20 protein-coding genes are annotated in these 17766 nt (G+C 59.1%); 11 read left to right on the top strand and 9 right to left on the bottom strand.

Features of this window, described 5'->3' with window-relative positions; genetic code table 11:
• Positions 1 to 6: 6 nt before the first annotated feature.
• Complete coding sequence (locus CFII64_RS27305; RefSeq protein WP_020294115.1) at positions 7 to 729, bottom strand: glycerophosphodiester phosphodiesterase family protein; 723 nt, start codon at positions 727 to 729, stop codon at positions 7 to 9.
• 249 nt (positions 730 to 978) lie between these two features.
• A complete protein-coding gene (locus tag CFII64_RS27300; protein WP_020294114.1) occupies positions 979 to 1548 on the bottom strand; it encodes a PilZ domain-containing protein in 570 nt (189 codons plus the stop codon).
• Between the two features lie 126 nt (positions 1549 to 1674).
• Between CFII64_RS27300 and CFII64_RS27295 the strand changes: the two genes are divergently transcribed.
• The 3 genes from CFII64_RS27295 to CFII64_RS27285 all read left to right on the top strand — a co-directional run bounded on the left by CFII64_RS27295 (position 1675) and on the right by CFII64_RS27285 (position 4933).
• A complete protein-coding gene (locus tag CFII64_RS27295; RefSeq protein WP_020294113.1) occupies positions 1675 to 2925 on the top strand; it encodes a lipoprotein-releasing ABC transporter permease subunit in 1251 nt (416 codons plus the stop codon).
• A gap of 7 nt (positions 2926 to 2932) precedes the next feature.
• Complete coding sequence (gene lolD / locus CFII64_RS27290; protein ID WP_177325458.1) at positions 2933 to 3616, top strand: lipoprotein-releasing ABC transporter ATP-binding protein LolD; 684 nt, start codon at positions 2933 to 2935, stop codon at positions 3614 to 3616.
• A gap of 72 nt (positions 3617 to 3688) precedes the next feature.
• A complete protein-coding gene (locus CFII64_RS27285; RefSeq protein WP_020294111.1) occupies positions 3689 to 4933 on the top strand; it encodes a lipoprotein-releasing ABC transporter permease subunit in 1245 nt (414 codons plus the stop codon).
• Positions 4934 to 4939: 6 nt separating this feature from the next.
• Here CFII64_RS27285 and CFII64_RS27280 read toward each other — a convergent pair whose 3' ends face one another.
• Positions 4940 to 6292, bottom strand: a complete 1353-nt coding sequence (locus tag CFII64_RS27280; protein WP_020294110.1) for a heavy metal sensor histidine kinase — start codon at positions 6290 to 6292, stop codon at positions 4940 to 4942.
• Positions 6289 to 6969: a heavy metal response regulator transcription factor gene (locus CFII64_RS27275; protein WP_020294109.1), complete on the bottom strand. Its 681-nt coding sequence runs from the start codon at positions 6967 to 6969 to the stop codon at positions 6289 to 6291. The genes CFII64_RS27280 and CFII64_RS27275 overlap by 4 nt, the downstream gene beginning before the upstream one ends.
• 153 nt (positions 6970 to 7122) lie before the next feature.
• Here CFII64_RS27275 and CFII64_RS27270 point away from each other — a divergent pair, with 153 nt between their 5' ends.
• Together CFII64_RS27270 and queF are read left to right on the top strand one after the other, a co-directional pair.
• Positions 7123 to 7647: a plastocyanin/azurin family copper-binding protein gene (locus tag CFII64_RS27270; protein WP_020294108.1), complete on the top strand. Its 525-nt coding sequence runs from the start codon at positions 7123 to 7125 to the stop codon at positions 7645 to 7647.
• A gap of 74 nt (positions 7648 to 7721) precedes the next feature.
• Positions 7722 to 8552 carry an NADPH-dependent 7-cyano-7-deazaguanine reductase QueF gene (gene queF, locus CFII64_RS27265; RefSeq protein WP_020294107.1) on the top strand — a complete coding sequence of 277 codons (831 nt, stop codon included), beginning with the start codon at positions 7722 to 7724 and terminating at the stop codon, positions 8550 to 8552.
• Positions 8553 to 8670: 118 nt separating this feature from the next.
• On the opposite strand, the gene CFII64_RS27260 is transcribed toward queF, so the two are convergent.
• Both CFII64_RS27260 and CFII64_RS27255 read right to left on the bottom strand, forming a co-directional pair.
• Positions 8671 to 8934 (bottom strand): DUF4404 family protein, encoded by a 264-nt coding sequence (locus CFII64_RS27260; RefSeq protein ID WP_020294106.1) that lies wholly within the window; start codon positions 8932 to 8934, stop codon positions 8671 to 8673.
• A 125-nt stretch (positions 8935 to 9059) separates the two neighbouring features.
• Positions 9060 to 9665 (bottom strand): hypothetical protein, encoded by a 606-nt coding sequence (locus CFII64_RS27255; RefSeq protein ID WP_020294105.1) that lies wholly within the window; start codon positions 9663 to 9665, stop codon positions 9060 to 9062.
• A 204-nt stretch (positions 9666 to 9869) separates the two neighbouring features.
• Between CFII64_RS27255 and CFII64_RS27250 the strand changes: the two genes are divergently transcribed.
• Entirely contained in the window at positions 9870 to 10571 is a 702-nt protein-coding gene (locus CFII64_RS27250; RefSeq protein WP_020294104.1) for a VacJ family lipoprotein, read from the top strand.
• Positions 10572 to 10650: 79 nt separating this feature from the next.
• Here CFII64_RS27250 and CFII64_RS27245 read toward each other — a convergent pair whose 3' ends face one another.
• Positions 10651 to 10950: a PilZ domain-containing protein gene (locus tag CFII64_RS27245; RefSeq protein ID WP_020294103.1), complete on the bottom strand. Its 300-nt coding sequence runs from the start codon at positions 10948 to 10950 to the stop codon at positions 10651 to 10653.
• Positions 10951 to 11214: 264 nt separating this feature from the next.
• On the opposite strand from CFII64_RS27245, the gene rssB reads away from it, so the two are divergent.
• Positions 11215 to 12399 (top strand): two-component system response regulator RssB, encoded by a 1185-nt coding sequence (gene rssB / locus CFII64_RS27240; RefSeq protein ID WP_020294102.1) that lies wholly within the window; start codon positions 11215 to 11217, stop codon positions 12397 to 12399.
• Positions 12396 to 12878 carry an anti-sigma factor antagonist RssC gene (gene rssC, locus CFII64_RS27235; protein WP_020294101.1) on the top strand — a complete coding sequence of 161 codons (483 nt, stop codon included), beginning with the start codon at positions 12396 to 12398 and terminating at the stop codon, positions 12876 to 12878. Before rssB ends, rssC begins: the two co-directional genes overlap by 4 nt.
• Here the strand turns inward: rssC and tal are convergent.
• Positions 12856 to 13863, bottom strand: a complete 1008-nt coding sequence (gene tal, locus CFII64_RS27230; protein WP_020294100.1) for a transaldolase — start codon at positions 13861 to 13863, stop codon at positions 12856 to 12858. The two genes, rssC and tal, sit on opposite strands and share 23 nt — an antisense overlap.
• Positions 13864 to 14107: 244 nt before the next feature.
• On the opposite strand from tal, the gene dusA reads away from it, so the two are divergent.
• From dusA to CFII64_RS27215, 3 genes are all read left to right on the top strand, one after another.
• The gene (gene dusA, locus CFII64_RS27225; protein WP_044901744.1) at positions 14108 to 15115 is read left to right on the top strand and encodes a tRNA dihydrouridine(20/20a) synthase DusA; all 1008 of its coding nucleotides are present in this window, start codon (positions 14108 to 14110) and stop codon (positions 15113 to 15115) included.
• A 74-nt stretch (positions 15116 to 15189) separates the two neighbouring features.
• Positions 15190 to 15654, top strand: a complete 465-nt coding sequence (locus CFII64_RS27220; RefSeq protein ID WP_020294098.1) for a RidA family protein — start codon at positions 15190 to 15192, stop codon at positions 15652 to 15654.
• A gap of 125 nt (positions 15655 to 15779) precedes the next feature.
• Positions 15780 to 15968 carry a DUF6021 family protein gene (locus tag CFII64_RS27215; protein ID WP_020294097.1) on the top strand — a complete coding sequence of 63 codons (189 nt, stop codon included), beginning with the start codon at positions 15780 to 15782 and terminating at the stop codon, positions 15966 to 15968.
• Positions 15969 to 15976: 8 nt separating this feature from the next.
• Here the strand turns inward: CFII64_RS27215 and CFII64_RS27210 are convergent, their stop codons facing one another.
• Positions 15977 to 17746, bottom strand: a complete 1770-nt coding sequence (locus tag CFII64_RS27210) for an EAL domain-containing protein (protein WP_020294096.1) — start codon at positions 17744 to 17746, stop codon at positions 15977 to 15979.
• Between the last annotated feature and the right edge of the window lie 20 nt (positions 17747 to 17766).

Here is a 17766-nt window from a genome sequence, read left to right as displayed (position 1 = left end):
CCGATTTCAGTAATTCCCGAGCGTGGCGCTGGCCAAACCGGGAAAGTCTGTAATCAGGCTGTCTACGCCGAAGTCGGCGAGCCTGCGCATCAGCGCGGGTTCGTTGACTGTCCAGACCGACACATGCAAACCCTGATTCTGGGCTTTCTTCAGCCGCTCCGGGGTGCACAGCGTCCAGTTCAACGCGAGAATCTCGCAGCCATAGCTTTGCGCGACCTTCAAGGGGTCCAGCCAGGCATATTCGGCAACCAGCCCGCGGGCGATATCCGGCGTCAGATCCAGTGCCGCACGCAATACTTCCCGTGAACTCGACGTGATGGTGATCTTGTCCAGCAGGCCATGGCGCTGCGCAAGTTCGCGAATCGCCAGCACCGTTGTCGCAGCACGGGTGCGCGAAGCGCTTTTGACTTCCAGCTGCCAATGCTCGAAGTCGCATTTTTCGAACAATTCTTCGAGGGTCGGAATCGGGCAAGGATTGACCCAGCCCGGGCCGCCCTTGCGCGCGTCGTAAGTCACCAGATCCGCTGCCACATGTTCGTTGACCTTGCCGCGTCGGTCGGTGGTGCGTTTGAGGGTTGGATCGTGGATGACCATCAACTCGCCGTCACGGGACAAGTGCAAGTCCAGTTCGCAACGGCGTACGCCGTGCTTGAGGCATTCCTGGAAACTGGTCAGGGTGTTTTCCGGTGCTTCGCCTTTGGCGCCGCGGTGGCCATAAATAAGGGTCACGTTTACTCCTGGGGCCTTCAAGGCGTGGTGCTGGGTAGTGGTGTGAGATGTGGGCTTGTTGGACATTACTGAGATATCGCGCCGCGCACGCTGCCGTACGGTTCCATGACCTGGTAGGACCGGCTTTAGCCGGGATAGGGCAATAAAACCGACGTATATTTATCGTCAGGAATAACGTCCTCCCGGCTGAAGCCGGTCCTACGGTACGGTGTCTGCTGCACGCTATTGAGATATCCCCTATACGGACTTTTATTGCTCCAATGCCTGACGTCGCTGCTGGGCTTGTCGTTGCAAAATGTATCGGGCCAGCAGCTGGCGTTGTGAGTCAGGCAGTTCGATAAACTCGGTGCCGACGTCGAATTCGCCGTTCGGCAAAGCATCGCAATGGGTGACTTTGGCGTGCAGCATCAGTGCCGAAGCCTGCGGCATGAGCACCATTTTGATCGACAGTTGCGCATCGATGGCGTACGCCTGCGGCGAGGAAAACTGCACGCCGCCTTCGGAAATGATCACCGGCTGCGGGGCACCCAGCCGGGTCAGCGCCGTTTGCGCGACCACTTGGCCGAGCAGATCGATGCGCTTGCTCAACGATTTGAGCAGGCTGCTCAACACCCGGTCACGCTCGTCCAGCTGGCGCAGCAAATGCTGGGATTCGAACTCATTGATATGCAACTCGCTGAGCAGCTCGAAGAGTCCCGAGGTCTCGCGCATGGCTTTCAAGTCAGCCGGATCGGAGCCGGCCAGCAGGTTAATTTCCAGTGCGACACTGTCCTCGATACGGTAGTATTCGCGGCGTTCTTCTTCATCTAATGTCGACATGGCGAACCCATGGTAGCGGCGGTTGTCATAGTGGTTGCTCAGCAGTGCCTAGAGTGTTTTCGAGTGTAGAGCTGCGCGCCAAGGCCCGCCACAAGGACGTTCCCATTCCTCCGAACAAGTCCCTAAATGTTCAGACCTCTTTTTGTATTCATCGGCACGCGTTATACCCGTGCAAAACGCCGTAACCATTTCGTCTCCTTCATTTCGCTGACTTCCATGATCGGCCTCGCCCTTGGCGTAGTGGTGATGATAGTCGTGTTATCGGTCATGAACGGTTTCGATCACGAAATGCGCACCCGCGTTCTGGGTATGGTGCCGCACGCGACCATCGAGTCCGCCGAGCCCATCAGCGACTGGAAAGCACTGGCCGACAAGGTCAAGCGCAATCCTCAGGTGCTGGCCGTTGCGCCATTCACCCAGATGCAGGGCCTGCTGACCAGCAATGGCAACGTGCAAAAAGTCTTGCTCAATGCCATCGACCCCGTTCAGGAACGTAAAGTTTCGATCATCGATAACTTCATGAAGCAGGGCAAACTCGACGATCTGGCGCCCGGCAGCTTCGGCATTGTCATTGGTGACAAGGCCGCGACCAAGCTGGGCGTGAAGATGGGCGACAAGCTGACCTTCGTTGCACCGGAAGTCACGGTGACGCCGGCCGGCATGTTCCCGCGCATGAAGCGCTTTACGGTAGTCGGCATTTTCCATGTTGGTGCTGGCGAGCTGGACGGCTATCTGGGCCTGACCAATCTTGATGACATTGCCAAACTGCATCGCTGGAAACCCGAGCAGGTGCAAGGTCTGCGCCTGAAGTTCGACGACCTGTTCAAGGCCCCGCGCACCGCTTACGAGATCGCGCAAACCCTCGGCGAGCATCAGTATTACGCCCGCGACTGGACCCGTACCCACGGCAATCTGTATCAGGCGATCCGCATGGAAAAAGCCATGATCGGCCTGCTGTTGCTGCTGATCGTTGCCGTCGCCGCGTTCAACATCATTTCCACGCTGGTCATGGTGGTGAATGACAAGAAGGGCGATATCGCCATTTTGCGCACCCTGGGCTCCACGCCGGGGCAGATCATGGCGATTTTCATGGTGCAGGGCACCGTGATCGGGGTGGTCGGGACGCTCATTGGCGCGGTCCTCGGGATTTTTGCCGCACTGAACGTCAGCGCCGCGATTTCCGCCCTCGAAGGCCTGATCGGCCACAAGTTTCTCAATGCCGACGTGTACTTCATCGACTACCTGCCATCGCAGTTACTGGCCGAAGATGTGTTGCTGGTCTGCGGCGCCGCATTGATCCTGAGTTTTCTCGCCACCTTGTACCCGGCCTGGCGCGCAGCGCGCACGCAGCCGGCGGAGGCGTTACGTTATGAGTGAGTCGGGCATGAGTGATAAAGCAGTTTTGAGTTGCCGCAACCTGGGCAAATCCTACGAGGAAGGCCCGGAATCGGTGGTGGTTCTGGCCAACCTGCAGCTTGAGTTGTTTCCGGGTGAGCGCGTCGCCATCGTCGGCAGTTCCGGTTCCGGCAAAAGCACGTTGCTTAATATGCTGGGCGGGCTGGATACGCCGTCTACCGGCAGCGTCTGGCTGGCCGGTGAAGAGCTCTCGGCACTGGGCGAAAAAGCCCGTGGCCTGCTGCGCAACCGCTCGCTGGGTTTCGTCTATCAGTTCCACCACTTGCTGCCCGAGTTCACCGCGCTGGAAAACGTCTGCATGCCGCTGCTGATCGGCAAGACCGCTATCCCGGAGGCTCGCCAACGCGCCACGGCGTTGCTGGAGCGTGTCGGCCTGGGGCATCGCTTGCAGCACAAGCCTTCGGAGTTGTCCGGCGGTGAGCGTCAGCGTGTGGCGATTGCTCGTGCGCTGGTCAATCAGCCAGGTCTGGTGATGCTCGATGAGCCGACCGGTAACCTTGATCATCACACCGCACAAGGCATTCAGGATCTTATGCTGGAGCTGAGCACCTCGTCGCGCACTGCGTTTCTGGTGGTGACCCATGATATGAGCCTAGCGCGGCAGATGGATCGCGTGTTGCGTCTGGAAGACGGCCACCTGGTCGCCGCCTGATCGCGCAACCCGGCGCAGCTGAGCGCGTCGGGTCACTTTTTCTGCGGCATTTTTTGCTACGGTGTTATTCCAATGTTCCGACCGTTATCGATTTTCATAGGTGCGCGCTACACCCGCGCCAAGCGCCGCAACCGATTTGTCTCGTTCATTTCCATGACGTCGATGATCGGCCTCGCGCTGGGCGTGTTGGCGATGATCGTCGTGCTGTCGGTGATGAACGGCTTCCAGCGCGAAATGAGCTCGCGGATTCTCGGCATGGTGCCCCACGCGGTCATCGCCGGCGTCACGCCGCTGGACGACTGGAAGCCGGTCGCTGCCGCCGCCTTGAAGAACCCGGAAGTGACCGCCGCCGTGCCGTTTACCGAAATGGAAGGCATGCTGTCCTATAAAGGCTCGATGCAACCGATCCAGATCAGCGGCGTTGATCCTGCGCTGGAGCATGAAGTCTCGATCGTTGCCCAGCATATCGTGCAAGGCAAGCTTGAAGACCTGAAAGCCGGTGAATTCGGTGTGGTCCTTGGCGAACTGACCGCGCGGCGCTTTCGTCTCAATGTCGGCGACAAATTGACCCTGATCGTACCTGAAATCAGCAGCGCGCCGGGCGGTATTACCCCACGCCTGCAACGCCTGACCGTGGTCGGGGTGTTCAAGGTTGGCGCCGAACTTGATGGATCCATGGCGTTGATCAACGTGGCGGATGCTGCGCAGATGCAGCGCTGGCAGCCCAATCAGGTGCAAGGCGTGCGTCTGGCGGTTAAGGATTTGTACGCTGCGCCGCAAGTGTCCAATCAGATCGCCACCGGACTGGGCGCTGATTATCGTGCCGATGACTGGACGCACACCCAAGGCAGCCTGTTCAGTGCCATGAAAATGGAAAAGACCATGATCGGTCTGCTGTTGCTGATGATCGTCGCCGTGGCCGCGTTCAACATTATTGCAACGCTGATCATGGTGGTGAACGACAAGGGCGCGGACATCGCGATCCTGCGTACCATCGGCGCCACGCCACGGCAGATCATGGCGATCTTCGTGGTGCAGGGCACGGTAATCGGTATCGTCGGCACCTTGATCGGCGGCGTACTCGGCGTGATCGCCGCCATCAACGTCAGCACGCTGGTGGGCTGGCTGGAGCGGGTCAGCGGCCAGCACATCTTCAGTTCCGATGTGTACTTCATCAACAGCCTGCCTTCGGAACTGCAAGCCGGCGACGTGCTGCTGATCTGCAGCGCCGGCTTCATCCTGAGTTTCCTTGCCACGGTGTACCCAGCCTGGCGCGCGGCGCAGATCCAGCCGGCGCATGCGTTGCGGTATGAGTAACTGCTTTTACAACGGCAGCGCAATCAAAAACCGCGTCACGCCTTTGGCTGACTCACAGCGAATCGTGCCGCCATGGGCCTGGACGATTGAACGGGTGATCGCCAGACCCAGTCCCGCATGTTCATGGCTTTCCCGGCGGGCCGGGTCGGCGCGATAGAAGCGGTCGAACAGGCGCGACACACTCTGCGGGTCAATCGTCGGGCCGTTATTTTCGATGCTGATCGCAACTCCCCGTTGCCCATTGTCGAGGCTGACCTTTATATAGCCGCCTGCCGGGGTGAAGCGCAGGGCGTTGTCCAGCAGATTGGAAAACACCCGCCGCAGCATCGTGCGGTCGCCGGCGAAGGCGGCTTGTCCCTGGCAGCTCATGCTGACGTGTGCGTCTTCGGCCAGGGGAGCGAAAAATTCCAGCACCGCATTGGCTTCCGCATGCAGCTCCAGGCGTTCGCGCACTGGAATCAGCAAGCCATGTTCGGCCTTGGCCAGGTACAGCATGTCATTGACCATCTGCGCCATGCCTTGCACTTCTTCCAGATTGCCCAGCAACGCCTCGCGATAATCCTCCAGCGGGCGTTCGCGGGTCAGGATCACTTGGGTGTGGGTCAGCAAGTTGGATAACGGCGTGCGCAATTCATGGGCGATGTCGGCGGAAAATGCCGAGAGTCGCTGAAAGGCATCCTCCAGCCGACCGAGCATGGCGTTGAAGGCGAGGGCCAGTTCCGCCAGCTCGCTGGGCATTTGCTCCTGGGGCAGGCGGGTGGTGAGCGAGCTGGCCGAAACGCTGGCGGCGATCTGGCTCATCTGGCGCAGCGGGCGTAAACCACTGCGCGCCGCCCACGCGCCGAGCAGCGCAGTGGCCAGCGCCGACAGGCCAATGGTCAGCCAGATCAAACGCTGCATGCGTTGCAGGAAGTGTTGGTGATGGGTGATGTCGAGCATCAATGTCAGCTGTGGCGAATCGGTTGACTGCTCCTGCAACGGCACGCCGTAGATACGAAAGGCTGCCTCGGAATCACTCAGCGTGTGCAGTCCCGAGTGACCAGGTTGCTCGACCTTCAGGTTTGAATTGTCGAACCAGATCGCCCCGTCAACGCCGCTGACCCGCAAGGCGAGGTCCGGCTGACGGCTCAGTTCAGCGCGCAATTGCGCTTCCCGGGTGATGAATCCTTCACGGGTCGATACTCCGTTCAACACATTGCGCAACTGCGGCAGCTTGCTGTCCAGCAGTTGCTGGTCCAGTTCCATGAAATGCGTTTCGCTGGCGTGATTGAACAGCACGCCAGCGGTCAGGGAAACCACGGCAGTGCAGGCCGCAAACAGCAACGCCAGGCGGCTGGCCAGGGAGATTCGCCGAATCACGATGGGCGCTCTTCAAGCACATAGCCCATGCCACGCACGGTATGAATGAGTTTATTGGGGAAATCGTCATCGATTTTCAGACGCAGGCGGCGTATCGCGACTTCGATCACATTGGTGTCGCTGTCGAAATTCATGTCCCAGACCTGGGAAGCAATCAGCGATTTGGGCAGCACTTCGCCCTGGCGACGCATGAGCAATTCGAGCAGGGCGAACTCCTTGGCGGTCAGGTCGATGCGTTTGGCGCTGCGTTCAACCCGCCGACGCAGCAAGTCCAGGCGCAGGTCCGCGAGCTGCAAGTGGGTTTCCTGGGTGGCGCTGCTGCCACGGCGTAACAGAGTCCGTACCCGGGCGAGCAGTTCGGAGAAGGCGAAAGGCTTGATCAGATAGTCGTCGGCGCCCAGTTCCAGGCCTTTGACCCGATCTTCCACGGCATCCCGGGCGGTGAGGAACAGCACGGGTGTTTCCAGGCCCGCGCTGCGCACGGCTTGCAGGATCTGCCAGCCGCTGCGGCCGGGCAGCATCACGTCGAGAATCAACAGCGCGTAGTCGCCGGTCAGCGCCAGGTGTTGGCCAGTGGTGCCGTCAGCCACCAGTTCGGTGCTGAAACCGGCTTCGCTCAAGCCCTGGCGCAGGTAATGGCCGGTTTTTGGTTGATCTTCGACGATCAGTAATTTCATGAGTGACTCAGTACGCTTCAACGAAGGCTGCTTTATAGCGCGGCTGGCGTGTGCGGGTGCCAACCTGACAAAGTTGTAATCTTGCCGTCAGCTCGCCGCCAGTGCCCGGCTTGTAATGTGTGACGATCGATTGTCGCTCATTTGGAGACACCCATGCGTTCCCTCGCACGCCTCACGCTGGTCATTGCAATGCTGGCGGCCAGTCAGCCGGTGCTCGCATCGCCCGCGCCGTCCTTTGACTTCGGCCATGCCGCGCCTGCTGCTCAGGCGACTCGTACGGTTGAACTGACCTTGGGCGATATGTATTTCGAGCCCAAATCCGTGCAGGTCAAGGCCGGTGAAACGGTGCGCTTCGTGCTGGTCAACAAAGGCCGGTTGCTCCACGAGTTCAACCTCGGCGATGCGGCCATGCACGCACGGCATCAGCAGGAAATGCTCAAGATGCAGGAAAGCGGCATGCTCACGCCAACTGGCATGAGTCATAAGGACATGGCGCACGAGATGGGCAATGGCAAGATGGCCATGCAGCATGATGATCCCAACAGCGTGTTCGTCGAACCCGGTAAAACCGCCGAGCTGACCTGGACCTTCGCCAAAGCCAGCCACCTGGAATTTGCCTGCAATATCCCCGGCCACTATCAGGCCGGCATGGTCGGCAAGCTGACGATTACCGAGTAGGCGCTGAAAACCGGGCATAAAGTCTATAAACTGCCCGGTCTATCCCGTCCGCTTCATGTGATCCAGGTACCGTCATGCATCCCGCAGCCGAACACTCGCCGCTGGGCAAGTCCAGTGAATACATCGCCACCTACACGCCGTCGCTGCTGTTTCCCATCCCTCGCGCTGCCAAATGGGCCGAGTTGGGGCTGACGGCGCAGACCTTGCCGTATCAGGGTGTCGACTTCTGGAATTGCTTCGAATTGTCCTGGTTGCTGCCTTCCGGCAAGCCGGTGGTGGCGATTGCCGAATTCAGTATTCCGGCGGATTCGCCGAATATCATCGAATCCAAGTCCTTCAAGCTGTACCTGAACTCGCTGAACCAGACGCCGTTCGCCGATCGCGCCGCGCTGGTGGCTACGCTTGAGCAGGATTTGTCCGCCGCAGCCGGCAAACCGGTGGGCGTGCGCATTCGCAGCCTGACCGATATCGAGGCTGAAGGTGTCGCGGCGTTGCCGGGCGTGTGCATTGATGATCTGGACGTGACGATTCACAGCTACGACCGCCCGCAGCCTGAATTGCTGCGTTGCGATGATTCCCGCGTGGTGGAGGAGGCGGTACACAGTCACTTGCTCAAATCCAATTGTCCGGTGACCAGCCAGCCAGATTGGGGCAGCGTTGCGGTGGAGTACCGGGGCGCGGCGCTGGATCACGCGAGCTTGTTGGCGTACATCGTGAGCTTCAGGCAGCATTCGGATTTTCACGAGCAATGTGTCGAACGCATCTTTCTGGATCTGCAGCGCTTGCTCAAGCCGGAGAAACTGACGGTGTATGCGCGTTACGTGCGCCGGGGCGGGCTGGATATCAACCCGTATCGCAGTACTGAAACAATCAGTTTCGAGAACCGCCGACTGGCGCGGCAGTAGATCGCAACAGTCTGTGGGAGCGAGCTTGCTCGCGAAGGCGTCAATACATTCAATGGGATTGTCAGCGTTTGAATAATTGTCTTCGCGAGCAAGCTCGCTCCCACGGGAGTCAGTCAGATCAAATCCCGATATTGCCCAGCGTCACGATGATGTTGCGCAGGGTGCCGGCGATGCCTGGGTGGTCAAGTTCGAAGCGCTCGACCGCCAGGTTGACGTCGTCGGCAAGATTAGAATCCTGAGTAGCGGTTTCCAGTTCGATTTGCGATTCGATCTGTTGCATCAGTTGATGCAGGTCGTCGCGCTCGCTCTCGGACAGCGGCGGGTTCTGCTCCAGTTGCTCGCGCAGGGTATTGAGTTGTTCTTGCAGTTCGCGGGCAGGCATGACGTGCTCCTTCATTGATAAGTCTGTCCCATGGACCTCGTCGCCGGGCGAAAGGTCCGCTATGGGTGTAAGACTAATCCACTACGGCGCTGCCTGCATGATGTTGATCAACGCAGAGACACGGCTCAGGGTTTTTCGCCCTTGCTGCGGCGCAAGGCAATGTCAGCCAGGCAGGACTCAAACTCCCCCAGATCATCGATCACCGAATGCACACCCGTTGCATAGAGTTGCAAAGTGGCCTGACTGCGACGGTATTCGCGCTCGGCATTGCTCAGTGCCTGCCATTGTGCCTGAGACACCCCGCACAGCGAGCCGCAGGACGCGAGGCCAACCGTCCATAGTCCGGCGTTGAGGCCGGCCTGCAACAGCTTCGGCTCGCCACTGACCAACACGCTGCCATCGAGTTGGTTGACCCCCAATGCCATGAGAGCCTGCCAGCACGCGTTTGGCGCAGGCCATGGCGTCGATGCTCTTGGCGCCGCGACGATCAATGAAGTCAGTGAACGGGCCAGCGATTCGCTGACTGTTTCCGGTAATTCGTCCAGCCACGCGCAAGGAATGCCTTGTCTGCTCAGGCTTTGCAATACCTGCAGCGCGCCTGCGGTAGCCTGGCTTTGGTCGCCGGTGATGAGCTTTTTCGACGCTTGCGCGCCAAAATCCACCAGACAGCCACTCAGGCCGAACAAAACGGCGGTAAAGGCGGGCAGGGGAACAGTGACCGGCGCGAGCATGATGATCTCTCTGAAATACCGAGAAACGCTACTGGCCTTTTGTGACAGCGAGATGAACGTCTGATGATGGCGTTTAAAATGTTTTGCCGCTCTGACAGGCTTGCGTCAGTGATGCTGCCTTATTTTGCTGATATGGCTTTATACTGCCCGCCTTGACGTGGGGGCGTAGCACCCGCTTGCTTACTTTGACTAGGAGTGTCAGCTATGCCCGTAACCGGTGCAGGCTTTTTTGATCGTCTCACTCAGCTGTGTTTTTGCGCCGGTGTAGCGCTGGTTCCAATGGCCGCCCAGGCTGCCGAGGAAGATCCATGGGAGGGCGTCAACCGCGCCATCTTCCGTTTCAACGATACGATCGATACCTACGCCTTGAAGCCAATCGCTCAGGGTTATCAATACGTTACGCCGCAGTTTGTCGAAGACGGCGTGCATAACTTCTTTAACAACATTGGTGATGTGCGCAACCTGGCCAACAATGTTCTGCAGGCCAAACCTGCCGACGCGGGCGTGGATACGGCTCGCCTTATTTTCAACACCACCTTTGGCGTGCTGGGCTTCATCGACGTGGGGACCAAAATGGGCCTGCAACGTAACGACGAAGACTTCGGTCAGACGTTGGGTTACTGGGGTGTAGGAAGTGGCCCGTTTGTAATGCTGCCATTGCTCGGCCCGAGCACCGTGCGTGACACGGTCGCCCTTTACCCGGACACCTACACCTCGGCGTATCACTACATTGATCACGTACCGACCCGTAACACCGCACGCGGCGTGAACATCGTCGATACCCGTGCCAGCCTGCTGTCGGCCGAGCGCCTGATCACGGGTGACAAATACACCTTCATCCGCAACGCGTATCTGCAGAATCGCGAGTTCAAGGTCAAGGATGGTCAGGTCAAGGACGATTTCTGATCGCCCCGGCTTGAATGAATAAAGGCGACCTCAGGGTCGCCTTTATTCTTTGTGGAATGTGAACCCGTTCCGCTGCGAATCAGCGCATGGACACGATGGCCAGTCCCAGTTTCTGTCCGCCATCTTCCAGGTCGGTCAGCCAGACCACTTCTGTTTCCGCTTCAAGACCTTTGAGTGCGGCGTGCTCCGAATCGATTCGCACGCTCAGCTTGTCGCCAATCTTGAAGGTGCGCGGCGCTTGCACCTGCATGCCGGAGCTGGACAAATCAATGCATACGGCGGGAATGATCTGGCCGGCGTACACCAAACTGATGTCGGCATCCACACGCATGCGGATGTAATCGCGCTTTTCGTCGTAGTCTCGATCATTTCTGCTCATGGCTTGTCCTTCACTTTAGTTGCTTATTTGCCTGTTCTTATAACTCCGGGCGATTTGCGATGTAAAGTCGCAAAGCGAGCGCCGGAGCACGCTTGAAACGCCCGGCGGATGGGAGTACCGTCTGCGCCTTGAAGGGCACCTCTGAAATGGCAGGCGCAGGGCGAAAAGCACGGCGCGCGGTTCAGAGAGGCTAGAAGCGAATCCAGTAAGCTGACCCGTACCACGAGTCGTTTACGCCAACCTAATCTGGCGCCGTTTGCCCACATGCAAAAAACCAGTGCCACGCTGCTGATAATCGATGACGACGAAGTGGTGCGAGCGAGCCTCGCCGCCTATTTGGAAGACAGCGGCTTCAGCGTCCTGCAAGCGAGTAATGGCTTGCAGGGTATCGAGCTGTTCGAGAAGGAAAAACCTGATCTGGTGATCTGCGACTTGCGCATGCCCCAGATGGGTGGACTCGAACTGATCCGTCAGGTCACCAGCCTCGCTCCTGAAACGCCGGTCATCGTCGTCTCGGGCGCCGGTGTCATGAACGACGCGGTCGAAGCGCTGCGTCTGGGGGCTGCTGATTACCTGATCAAGCCTCTTGAAGACCTTGCGGTGCTCGAACACTCGGTCCGTCGTGCGCTGGATCGCTCTCGGCTGTTGCAGGAAAACCAGGTTTATCGGCAAAAACTCGAAACCGCCAATCGCGAACTCGAAGCCAGTCTTCATCTGTTGCAGGAAGACCAGGATGCCGGTCGCCAGGTGCAGATGAACATGTTGCCGATCAGCCCGTGGGCGATCGATGAATTCAAGTTTGCCCACGAAATCATCCCGTCGTTGTACCTGTCCGGGGATTTCGTGGATTACTTCCGCGTCGACGAGCGCCGGGTTGCGTTCTATCTGGCAGATGTCTCCGGGCATGGCGCCTCTTCGGCGTTCATTACGGTGCTGCTGAAATTCATGACCACGCGGCTGTTGTTCGAATCCAAGCGCGGTGGCACATTGCCTGAATTCAAGCCATCGGATGTGCTGGGCCATATCAACCGAGGCCTGATCAGCTGTAAGCTGGGCAAACACGTGACCATGGTCGGCGGTGTCATCGATGAAGACACCGGCAAGTTGACCTACGCGGTTGGCGGCCATTTGCCGTTGCCGGTGCTGTACACGCCGGGTGAGGCGCGTTATCTGGGCGGTCGCGGTTTGCCGGTCGGCTTGTTCAACGAGGCGACTTACCAGGACCATGAAGTTGATTTGCCGGAGTCGTTCAGCTTGACGCTGCTGTCAGATGGCATTCTGGACCTTTTGCCCGGTGATACACTGAAAGAGAAAGAGGCCGTGCTACCAGAGTTGGTAAAAACGGCGGGCGGCAGCCTGGATGGTCTGCGGCAGATTTTTGGATTGGCCACGCTAGGGGAGATGCCGGATGATATCGCCTTGTTAGTGCTGAGCAGGAACCTTGAATGAGTACCGGTAGAATCCAGTTCGCCGAGCAGGACGGCACCTTCGTCCTGAAGTTCGTGGGGGAAGTGCGTCTGACCCTTTGTTCGGCTTTGGATGCGACGATTGAGCGGATCTTCACTGCGCTGAATTTTTCGGCTGTCGTCATCGATCTGACCGAAACCCGCAGCATCGACAGTACAACCCTTGGCCTGCTGGCCAAGCTATCCATTTTGTCGCGGCAAAAAGTCGGGCTGTTGCCGACGGTTGTGACCACCCACGAAGACATCACCCGACTTTTGCAGTCGATGGGTTTCGATCAGGTGTTCAACATCGTTGACCGGCCGATTCCGCGTCCTGAGTGCCTGACGGATCTGCCGTCCCAGGATCAGTGCGAGGAAGTGGTCAAGGCCAAGGTGCTGGAAGCGCACAAGATCCTCATGGGTCTGAACGACTCCAACCGTGAAGCCTTTCATGATCTGGTCAACGCCCTTGAGCGGCACTAGGCTTCAATAACGAAGGCTCAGCGCCGAATCGCAGGCAATAAAAAGGGCGACACCCGCAAGGGGCCTTGGCTGAGAGCAACGCCTCAAGCTTTTCCTGGTCGCGGGCAAACTGACGAATACCTTCGGCCAGTTTTTCGGTGGCCATCGCATCTTCGTTGGAAGCCCAGCGGAACTGGCTTTCGGTCAGGATTTGACGCGGCTCACCGGCATTGCCCGGCGCCAGCTTGCGTTGCAGCGTACCGGTGTCATCGGCCAGCTTCTGCAAGAGGTCGGTGCTGATGGTCAAGCGATCACAACCGGCCAGCTGTTCGATCTGGCTGATGTTGCGGAAGCTGGCGCCCATGACCACGGTTTTGTAGTCGTTGGACTTGTAGTAGTTGTAGATGCGCGTCACCGACTGCACGCCCGGATCTTCGGCGCCGACAAAATCCTTGCCTTCGGCCTTCTTGTACCAATCGTAGATGCGGCCCACGAACGGCGAAATCAGGAACACGCCGGCATCGGCGCAGGCCTGGGCCTGGGCGAAGGAGAACAGCAGCGTCAGGTTGCACTGGATGCCTTTCTTTTCCAGTACTTCGGCGGCACGGATGCCTTCCCAGGTCGACGCCAGCTTGATCAGGATGCGATCCTTGCCGATGCCAGCCTTGTCGTACAGGCTGACCAGACGCTCGGCGCGCTCGATGCAGGCGTTGGTGTCGAACGACAGTCGCGCGTCGACTTCGGTGGACACGCGCCCGGGCACAACCTTGAGGATTTCCTGGCCGATAGCGACGGAGAAACGGTCACAGGCCAGATTGATATCGCCATTGCTGCCGCTGAACGCTTCTTTCAGGCGGTCGCCATTGCTTTCGCTGGAGGCGGCTTTGAGCAGCAGAGAAGGGTTGGTCGTGGCATCGACCGGCTTGAGCTTTTCAATCGCTGCGAAATCGCCGGTGTCGGCGACAACGGTGGTGAATTCTTTGAGTTGATCCAGCTTGGAAGTCATGAGAGTGCTCTGTCCTGTGCGGTTGGATGACATTACCCGAGCATTGCCGGCCTCTCAAGCGAGCTGTGTGAATCCGCGAGAGGGCAACGACTCGATTGTGCTGGTTTTGAGCCTCAGTCAGGCTGCTTGTTCCCGTAGATTTGCGAAAGCTGGACCGCTGGCGTTCGGCGTTTTTCCCTGATGCGGGGTTCTCTTGGTAGACTTGCAGCCCTTCGCCACACAGACTTCGAGACACGTAGAGCTAATGTCACAGACAACCGCCACGCAGATGAACCCCGCCTCTACGCTTTCCCGTCGGTTTTCCGTTGCCCCCATGATGGACTGGACTGACCGCCATTGCCGGTTTTTCCTGCGCCTGCTGTCGAAAAATGCCTTGCTGTACACCGAAATGGTCACCACCGGCGCGCTGCTCAATGGCGACCACGAACGTTTCCTGCGGCACGATGAAGCCGAGCATCCATTGGCGTTGCAACTGGGCGGCAGCGTTCCGGCCGATCTGGCGGCGTGCGCGCATCTGGCGCAGGACGCGGGTTATGACGAGGTCAATCTGAACGTCGGTTGCCCCAGTGACCGGGTGCAGAACAATATGATCGGCGCCTGCCTGATGGCGCATCCGCAACTGGTGGCCGATTGCGTCAAGGCCATGCAGGATCGGGTCGCAATTCCCGTCACGGTCAAGCATCGTATCGGCATCAATGGCCGGGACAGTTACGCACAGCTGTGCGATTTCGTCGGCACCGTGCAGGATGCAGGTTGCACCAGTTTTACCGTGCATGCGCGCATCGCGATTCTGGAAGGACTGTCGCCCAAGGAAAACCGGGACATCCCGCCGTTGCGCTACGACGTTGTGGCGCAACTGAAAGCGGATTTCCCTGACCTGGAAATCATCCTCAACGGTGGCATCAAGACCCTTGAGCAATGTCAGGAACACTTGCAGATTTTCGACGGCGTGATGCTCGGCCGCGAGGCGTATCACAACCCTTATGTGCTGGCGCAGGTCGACCAGCAGCTATTCGGCAGCAACACGCCGGTGATCAGCCGGGCTGAAGCCCTGGCAGCCTTGCGTCCCTACATCGCGGCGCATATTGCCAGCGGCGGCTCAATGCATCACATCACCCGCCATGTGCTGGGCCTGGGCCAGGGCTTTCCCGGCGCGCGACGCTTTCGTCAGTTGCTCTCGGTGGATATTCATAAGGCCGAAGATCCGCTCGGGCTGCTCGATCAGGCTGCGCTGCTGCTGGAAGGTCGCTAGTTCGCAAAAAAACCGGTGGGCGCAGCCATGGGGCTGTGCCCCGTCCATGTTCGTTCGACAGGAGTCCGCTGCACATGACAACCCCATCCAGCAATCCCCTCATTCGTCACCTGCACCCCGCCAGCGTCAGCGAGCCATGGGCGCGGGAGTTCGCTGAAGCCATTGAAGTGCCAGTGAACGCGCGTCAGCTGGTGTTAAGTGGCGTCGGGCCGCAGGTTGTTGACGACGCTGCGCCAGCCGGTTCTGTGCAGGCTTATGGCGATACGGCGGCGCAGACGCTGAGCGTCATCCGGCAAATCGAAGCAACGCTGACTCGCCACGGCTATGGGTTGGGCGATATTGTCAGCATGCAGGCGCTTCTGGTAGCGGACCCGGCTGCGGACGGCGTTGCCGACTTCGAGGGTTTCTCGGCCATCTACAACCAATATTTCGGCACAGTGGCTCAGCCGAACGTGCCCACCCGAACCCGTGCGCAGGTCATCCGCCTGGTCCCGCCGGGTTGGCTGGTGGAAATGACCGTGACGGCCATCAAGTCCTGAAACTGATTGTTCCAGGGGCGTGAAGCTGGGCGACCATTGGTCAGGCGCGCCGCACTCTATTGGCCAGCGGGCTTCGGATAATCATGGCCCAGGCATCTCTGGGCTCCTGACGTGAGGTGTCTCCGATGACCAACTTGTCGACAAATCAGCATGATCCCAGAAACGACCCCGGCTTCGATCCCGACTCACCCGATGTTGCCGACCCGCAAATCGATCCCATCGGACCGGCCAAAGCGCCTGATGACGGTCAGGACGTTGGCTCGGATAAGCGTGTGGATGACGATCAATACCCGCCTTACGACGACGAGAAATAACCGACAGCTCAAGCGCGCAACTTGAGATGGCTGCCAACCGTCAGGCCCTTGATCTGCTCGCCGGAAAGCGGGCGGCAGAAGAAGAATCCCTGGGCTTCATGGCAGCCGAAGCTTCTGACCAGATCCATGCACTGGAACGTCTCGATGCCTTCGGCGACGGTGCGATAACCCAGTTCGTGGGCGAGTTTGAAGATGGACTGGGCAATGATGCGATTGCGTGGTTTGTTTTCCAGGTCGGTGATGATCGACTTGTCCAGCTTGATCACATTGGCCGGGATTTCGTGCAGGTAGGCGAAGTTGCTGTAGCCGGTGCCAAAGTCATCAATGGCCACATCAACGCCCAGGGCACGAATGTCTGACAACTGGCCGAGCACGGTTGTGCTCGCCCTGATCCACTCGCCTTCAGTGATTTCCACTTCAACCCGATGCGGGGCGATCCGGTGGCGCTCGCAGCTGTCGCGCAGCGCCGTGGCGATGTCCATGGACTGGAAGTCCAGCGCGGACAGGTTCAGGGAAACCTTCGATTCCTTGTCCTCCCACTCAGCCGCAGCGGCCAGCGCGTGATCAATGACCCAGCGGGTCACCGTGCTGATCTGACCCGAGCGCTCGATCAACGGGATGAACTCGGCAGGCGAGACCGGCCCCAACGTGCTGTGATTCCAGCGCAACAGTGCTTCGGCGCTTACCTGGCGGCCGTCGTCCAGACGAAAGCGCGGTTGAAACATTAGATAGATATCGCCATTGGCGAGCGCTGCGACCACGTCCTGGCTCAGGGCCAGCGCGCGTCGGCTGGCGCAGTTCTCGTTTTCGTCCCACACCGCCCAGTCAATGCCGTCGCGACTGGCCGCTTCCACAGCGTGTCGGGCTTTGCGCAGCAGCTCGCCCATGGACTGGCTACCGTCTTCGCAAGAAGCGATGCCCAGGCGTGTGGCGGGCAGGGTCGAAATCGAATCTTCGGCGCACGGCTCGCAGATCAGCGTGCTCAAGGTCTGAATCAGCTCGGTTTTATCGGTGTGGTTGGTGGGCAGCAGCAGGCAGCAGTGGCGTTCACTGACGTGGTAGACGCTCACGCTGCTGAGCAGCACTTGCTCCAGGCGACCCGCGATGTCTTGGGCGCGCGTCTGCAGGGACGTCATGTCGTTGAGCGGCGCCAGTTCGGTTTCATACTGACTGTCGACGATTTCGACCAAAGCCAGCAAACGGCCCGGGAATACTGGATTGAGCCAAGGTTCCTGATGGTCTGTCAGAAACTGGCGCAGGTTCGGTAATCCCGAGAACGGGTTGCGCGTGAGGATCATTTGCCGCTGTTCAATCTGCGAGATAACCATCTCGGCGAGATCTTCCAGCACGCGAATCTCGATATGGCTCAGCTGATGAGGCGACTTGTCGATGATGCACAGGCTGCCGAGGGCATGGCCATCGCGGGTCAGCAACGGCGCGCCGGCATAAAAGCGAATGCCGTCCTGAGCAGTCACCAGATCGTTGTCGGCAAAGCGTGTGTCTTCGCAAGCATCGATAACCTGCATCACGCCCTGCTGCCTGGCGGTGTGGGCGCAGAAGGACTGGATGATCGGGGTTTCGCTCTGGACAAACCCCACACGCGCGGCGAACCACTGTCGGTCGGCCTCGACCAGGGAAACCAGAACCGTCGGCACATCGAAATAAGCGGCCGCAAGGCGGCAGATGCGGTCGAAGTTCTCGTTGTTGGCCGTCTCCAGCCACTGCACCGCGCGCACGGCGGCCAGGCGTTGGTGCTCTGCTTGTAGGGTTTGGTGCATGAGTTTTCTCAGGGGCGTTC

Origin of the sequence: Pseudomonas sp. CFII64, assembly GCF_000416235.1 — a bacterium.
GTDB lineage: Bacteria > Pseudomonadota > Gammaproteobacteria > Pseudomonadales > Pseudomonadaceae > Aquipseudomonas.
Note: the sequence above shows the minus strand (reverse complement) of the source record. Positions and strands in the feature narration are given on the sequence as shown.

Coding starts and splice junctions, on each gene's coding strand:
- CFII64_RS27300 (WP_020294114.1), bottom strand. CDS start 1,548: ATGTCGACATTAGATGAAGAAGAACGCCGCGAATACTACCGTATCGAG.
- CFII64_RS27295 (WP_020294113.1), top strand. CDS start 1,675: ATGTTCAGACCTCTTTTTGTATTCATCGGCACGCGTTATACCCGTGCA.
- lolD (WP_177325458.1), top strand. CDS start 2,933: ATGAGTGATAAAGCAGTTTTGAGTTGCCGCAACCTGGGCAAATCCTAC.
- CFII64_RS27285 (WP_020294111.1), top strand. CDS start 3,689: ATGTTCCGACCGTTATCGATTTTCATAGGTGCGCGCTACACCCGCGCC.
- CFII64_RS27275 (WP_020294109.1), bottom strand. CDS start 6,969: ATGAAATTACTGATCGTCGAAGATCAACCAAAAACCGGCCATTACCTG.
- CFII64_RS27270 (WP_020294108.1), top strand. CDS start 7,123: ATGCGTTCCCTCGCACGCCTCACGCTGGTCATTGCAATGCTGGCGGCC.
- queF (WP_020294107.1), top strand. CDS start 7,722: ATGCATCCCGCAGCCGAACACTCGCCGCTGGGCAAGTCCAGTGAATAC.
- CFII64_RS27260 (WP_020294106.1), bottom strand. CDS start 8,934: ATGCCTGCCCGCGAACTGCAAGAACAACTCAATACCCTGCGCGAGCAA.
- CFII64_RS27255 (WP_020294105.1), bottom strand. CDS start 9,665: ATGCTCGCGCCGGTCACTGTTCCCCTGCCCGCCTTTACCGCCGTTTTG.
- CFII64_RS27250 (WP_020294104.1), top strand. CDS start 9,870: ATGCCCGTAACCGGTGCAGGCTTTTTTGATCGTCTCACTCAGCTGTGT.
- CFII64_RS27245 (WP_020294103.1), bottom strand. CDS start 10,950: ATGAGCAGAAATGATCGAGACTACGACGAAAAGCGCGATTACATCCGC.
- rssB (WP_020294102.1), top strand. CDS start 11,215: ATGCAAAAAACCAGTGCCACGCTGCTGATAATCGATGACGACGAAGTG.
- rssC (WP_020294101.1), top strand. CDS start 12,396: ATGAGTACCGGTAGAATCCAGTTCGCCGAGCAGGACGGCACCTTCGTC.
- tal (WP_020294100.1), bottom strand. CDS start 13,863: ATGACTTCCAAGCTGGATCAACTCAAAGAATTCACCACCGTTGTCGCC.
- dusA (WP_044901744.1), top strand. CDS start 14,108: ATGTCACAGACAACCGCCACGCAGATGAACCCCGCCTCTACGCTTTCC.
- CFII64_RS27220 (WP_020294098.1), top strand. CDS start 15,190: ATGACAACCCCATCCAGCAATCCCCTCATTCGTCACCTGCACCCCGCC.
- CFII64_RS27215 (WP_020294097.1), top strand. CDS start 15,780: ATGACCAACTTGTCGACAAATCAGCATGATCCCAGAAACGACCCCGGC.
- CFII64_RS27210 (WP_020294096.1), bottom strand. CDS start 17,746: ATGCACCAAACCCTACAAGCAGAGCACCAACGCCTGGCCGCCGTGCGC.